This window comes from Pedobacter sp. 10L46_2 (assembly GCF_056395165.1).
Window position 1 is genome coordinate 1 of the sequence record NZ_JBFTIZ010000436.1, and the last position, 4812, is coordinate 4812.

The 4812-nt window shown below is 38.1% G+C and carries 6 protein-coding genes; 5 read left to right on the forward strand and 1 reads right to left on the reverse strand.

The genetic code is table 11. The annotated features are described in order from the left end of the window. On the forward strand, positions 1-403 hold a 403-nt coding region (locus tag AC1DDX_RS26320; RefSeq protein WP_477622913.1), incomplete at its 5' end, for a CBS domain-containing protein. On the opposite strand, the gene cobA is transcribed toward AC1DDX_RS26320, so the two are convergent. Continuing rightward, complete coding sequence (gene cobA / locus AC1DDX_RS26325; protein WP_216854354.1) at positions 400-1170, reverse strand: uroporphyrinogen-III C-methyltransferase; 771 nt, start codon at positions 1168-1170, stop codon at positions 400-402. The genes AC1DDX_RS26320 and cobA overlap by 4 nt on opposite strands. A gap of 271 nt (positions 1171-1441) precedes the next feature. Here cobA and AC1DDX_RS26330 point away from each other — a divergent pair, with 271 nt between their 5' ends. The 4 genes from AC1DDX_RS26330 to AC1DDX_RS26345 form a co-directional block, all read left to right on the forward strand. Next, positions 1442-2383: an NAD(P)/FAD-dependent oxidoreductase gene (locus tag AC1DDX_RS26330; RefSeq protein WP_477622914.1), complete on the forward strand. Its 942-nt coding sequence runs from the start codon at positions 1442-1444 to the stop codon at positions 2381-2383. Between the two features lie 28 nt (positions 2384-2411). Next, positions 2412-3860 carry a nitrite reductase large subunit NirB gene (nirB, locus tag AC1DDX_RS26335; protein ID WP_477622916.1) on the forward strand — a complete coding sequence of 483 codons (1449 nt, stop codon included), beginning with the start codon at positions 2412-2414 and terminating at the stop codon, positions 3858-3860. A gap of 43 nt (positions 3861-3903) precedes the next feature. Then, entirely contained in the window at positions 3904-4248 is a 345-nt protein-coding gene (gene nirD / locus AC1DDX_RS26340) for a nitrite reductase small subunit NirD (RefSeq protein ID WP_048906098.1), read from the forward strand. 191 nt (positions 4249-4439) lie between these two features. After that, the coding region (locus tag AC1DDX_RS26345; RefSeq protein WP_477622915.1) for an MFS transporter at positions 4440-4812 on the forward strand (373 nt) is incomplete at its 3' end.

A 4812-nucleotide genomic window follows, 5' to 3' on the forward strand; every position in this document is an offset into this window, starting at 1 on the left:
CTTTGACCTTAACCCACCATTAGAAAATCACTTTATAGTAACAGATGATGACGATAACTTTAAAGGTGTAATCACGCTGTCAAGCATATACAACAAAAATCACGATGCAAATGGCCCTATAGCCGAGCTCATGGAGCAAAATATTCCCGCATTAGAAAGCAACGATAGTCTTGCATGGGCCGTAGAGTTAATGTCTAAATGCGATAAGGAGTTTTTACCGGTATTATCTGCCAATGAAAAAAACAGGGTAATTGGCTTACTCACTTATAAAGATGTACTTACCGCATACAAAATACACCTCAAGGAAAATCAGGAAGCGGGAATTAACCTATCCTTAAAGCGTCAACGTATTAAAATACTTGTAAGAGGACGTCAATTGATTCATAAAGTAAAAGAAAACTAGGCATATTTATGTGCTTCCTGAGCGGCAACGAATTCCGCGGCTTTTACTACATCTCCAATTATTATAATTGCCGGATGGGAAAGCCCGGAATCCATTGCCGCCTGAGACAAATCTTTAACCTCACAAACAATTTGTTTTTGATGTGGCATTGAAGCATTCTGGATTATTGCTGCAGGAACGGCCCCTCTGCCAGACATAATATAAGAAGCTGATATTTCTGTCAGCTTTTTCATTCCCATATATATAACTACTGTAGCTTTACTTTTAGCTGCTAATTGGAGATCAGACGATAAAGAACCATCTTTTTTTGTACCTGTTATAATCCAGATACTTTCGCTTACTCCACGATGGGTTAAAGGAATATCATTTAAACCACTTGCTTGCATACTACTGATGCCCGGCACATAATGAGATTCTATACCGTGCTCACGCGCAAATAAGATTTCTTCAAAACCTCTTCCAAAAATAAAAGGATCCCCTCCTTTTAAACGAACAACATTTCCTCTTGTAAATGCATAATGCTTTATCAGTTGATGAATAGTTTCCTGTGAAGTGCAAAGTCCATATGGCTTTTTACCAACATAAATTCTTTCACAATCATCAGAAGCTATATCTAACAACTCTTTGCACGCCAAATTATCATAAAGGATAACTTTTGCAGCTTCTAAAACCTTAAAACCTTTAATTGTTAACAAATCCGGATCACCAGGACCAGAACCAACAACAAAAAACATCGGTTTATCTATTTTTTTCAAAGAAATACCCATAAAAACAAGATTAAATATTAAAAAAATGATTTAATACCATAAATATACGATATAAATAATATAAATACATCAAAAACACCAATTTTAATAAAATATTATCATCGATAAAATAATATAAAACACAAAATAATCCAAAAACATATTAAAAAAACAAAATAAACATGATATAAATCATACATTTATAAAAATAATACAAATTATTATATATATTTGATTAAACAAACCACAATTACCCGTTAAATAAAATAAATAACCCAACAAAATCGAAATTATGAATCATAAAACAGTAATCGTAATAGGAAATGGAATGGTTGGACATAAGTTTTGCGAAAAATTAACCTCTAAATCAGATAATTTTAACATTATTGTATTTGGAGAAGAACCAAGAAGGGCATACGACAGAGTTCATTTAAGCGAATACTTTAACGGAAAGAGTGCAGAAGATCTTTCTTTATCTCATGAAAATTGGTACAACGAACAAAACATTACGCTTCATCTTGGCGACCCGGTAAAAGAAATTGACAGAGAAAGCAAAACCATACATTCGAATAAAGGGCTTATTTTAAATTACGACTATCTGGTTCTGGCAACAGGGTCATCGGCTTTTGTACCTGATATCCCTGGTGTTGATAAAGAAGGTGTTTTCGTTTATCGCACCATCGAAGATCTTGAGCTCATTAAAAATTATGCTTTAAATGCAAAAACAGGCTCCGTATTAGGCGGGGGCTTATTGGGCTTAGAAGCCGCGAAGGCATTAATAGATTTAAATCTTGCTGAAACAAATGTAATTGAATTTGCACCAAGACTAATGCCCAGGCAGATAGATAGTGCCGGAAGTCAGATGCTACAAACAAAACTTGCTACACTAGGATTATCCATATACACAAACAAAGGCACAAGCAGCATAGAAGGCGAAAACCGTATTGAATCTCTAAAGTTTAATGATGGCAGCGAATTAAAAACAGACATACTTGTAATTTCTGCCGGAATACGCCCTAGAGATGAACTGGCCAAACTCTGCGGAATTGAAGTTGGCACCAGAGGTGGAGTTCTGGTAAATGAATCAATGCAGACCAGTGATCCATCTGTTTTTGCAATTGGGGAATGTGCGTTATTTAACCATAACATCTATGGACTGATTGCTCCCGGATACGAAATGGCCGAAGTGGTAGCCGTTTACAACAGAACCAGACTCAAGGAGTATTCTATTTGAAGACACCCATAAAGGAATTTACAAACGCATCAATATCAGCAACGATGGAAAATATTTACTAGGTGGAATACTAATTGGCGAAGCAGAGGCTTACAATATGCTACTGCAAACTGTAAACAACAAAATAGCGCTCCCTCCTAACCCCGAAGATCTGATATTAGGATCCCGCGGTGGCAGCTCCCAAACTGAGAATGCTGGGTTAGCCGGACTTCCGGACGACGCGTTGATCTGTAGTTGCGAGGGTGTATCAAAAGGAACCATTTGTAATTCTGTCTCTGCAGAGGGTTGCGAATCGATAGATGCAATCAAAAAATGCACTAAGGCTGGCACAGGATGCGGTGGATGTATACCAATGGTGAAAGATTTAATGCTGCACACCATGAAAGAAAATGGCAAGTACGTTAGAAATGTAGTATGCGAGCACTTCCAACTGAGCAGACAAGAGTTATATGATCTTATAAAAATACACAACCTTAAAAATTATGAGCAAGTACTGGACAACGTAGGCAAAGGCGACGGCTGCGAAATATGCAAACCGCTGGTATCATCACTTCTGGCAAGCATCTGGAATGATATGATTCTTAAAAGAGGTAATGATACCGCCCAGGACAGTAATGACAGGTTTTTAGCAAATATTCAAAAAGGAGGAACCTATTCAGTAGTTCCAAGAATTCCGGGAGGGGAAATCAAACCGGAGAAGCTTGTAATTATTGGAGAAGTTGCTGAAAAATATGGCTTGTATACAAAAATCACCGGCGGACAACGGATAGATATGTTCGGAGCCCATTTAAGTGACCTGCCATTAATATGGGAAGAATTAATTGCTGCTGGCTTCGAAAGCGGACATGCGTACGGAAAAGCATTACGAACAGTTAAAAGTTGTGTTGGCAGCACATGGTGTCGCTTTGGTTTGCACGACAGTGTAAGCTATGCAATTAGAATAGAAGAACGCTACAGAGGCCTAAGGGCTCCACATAAACTAAAATCTGCTGTTAGCGGATGTATTCGCGAATGCGCAGAAGCACAAAGCAAAGATTTTGGAATTATAGCAACCGAAAAGGGATGGAACCTATATGTATGCGGTAATGGCGGCAGCAAACCTCAACATGCACTACTTCTGGCTTCGGATGTAGACAGCGATACATGCATCAAATACATAGATAGGTTCTTAATGTTTTATATCCGCACTGCCGATCCATTAACACGAACTGCCCCGTGGCTAAATAAAATGGAGGGTGGAATTGAATACCTGAGAAATGTAGTTGTAAACGACAGCCTGGGTATGGCAGAACAATGGGAAATTGAAATGCAAAACATTGTAAACAGCTATCAATGTGAATGGAAAACAGCAATTGAGGATCCGGAAATAAGAAAAAGGTTCAATCATTTTGTGAATGCGCCCGAAGAAAAAGATCCAAGTGTAAAATTTGACGAAATGCGCGGCCAGAAAAAGGCTGCAAACTGGACAACAGCATAATTTAAATCAACAAACCTATTTATACACTAACAAAACAGAAATCATGATAGAAACAACAACAAACTGGTTTGAAGCATGTCGCGTTGAAGACGCAGTACAAAACGGAGGAGTATGTGTTAAATGCGGCGAGGAACAAATTGCCTTATTTTATTTTACCCGCAGAAATGAATGGTATGCCACACAAAACCTATGCCCACACCGCAGGCAAATGGCACTTAGCCGCGGCATGATCGGCTCTGTAGGTGAAGACCCTAAAATTGCCTGCCCCTTTCATAAAAAAACATTTTCACTTTCTACAGGAGAGTGCTTAAGCGGAGATGAATGCGCCATACAAACCTACCCGGTTAAGGTTGAAGATGGGTTAGTATACATCGGCTTACAAAATTAAATATAAAAAACCCCATCAGAAGGTCGGATTTCTGACGGGGTAAAATAGTCTCATCGATTAAATAAAACTTATCAAATGTATCAAAAAGTATTTACTCTTTCTGTTAGTGCAGCACCTTCATGAAATTAATTTCCGTAAACCGTTAACCACCACAACATCAAACAAATTCCGGAACCTAAATCTCATGAATTATGACTGAAGAACTTAAACCACTAAAAAAACTTAATATATTTTCAACGAAAGGTATTCAAATGAAAACCTTTCATATTACCTGGATAACCTTCTTTTTCTGCTTTTTTGGATGGTTTGGCGTAGCCCCACTCATGCCGCTGATAAGAGAACAGCTACACTTAAGTAAAGATCAGATCGGCAATATTATTATTGCCTCAGTTTCTGCAACAATTATTGCCAGGCTAATTATTGGTAAACTATGCGATACCCTTGGACCAAGGTTATCCTACACAATTCTGCTTGCACTGGGCTCAATACCCGTTATGTGCATTGGGTTAAGTAACAGCTACGAAAGTTTTCTTTTATTCCGCTTCGTCATCGGGATTATAGGTG

Bases quoted from the DNA above. Each gene is read 5' to 3' on its own strand.
- cobA (WP_216854354.1), bottom strand. From the start codon at position 1,170: ATGGGTATTTCTTTGAAAAAAATAGATAAACCGATGTTTTTTGTTGTT.
- AC1DDX_RS26330 (WP_477622914.1), top strand. From the start codon at position 1,442: ATGAATCATAAAACAGTAATCGTAATAGGAAATGGAATGGTTGGACAT.
- nirD (WP_048906098.1), top strand. From the start codon at position 3,904: ATGATAGAAACAACAACAAACTGGTTTGAAGCATGTCGCGTTGAAGAC.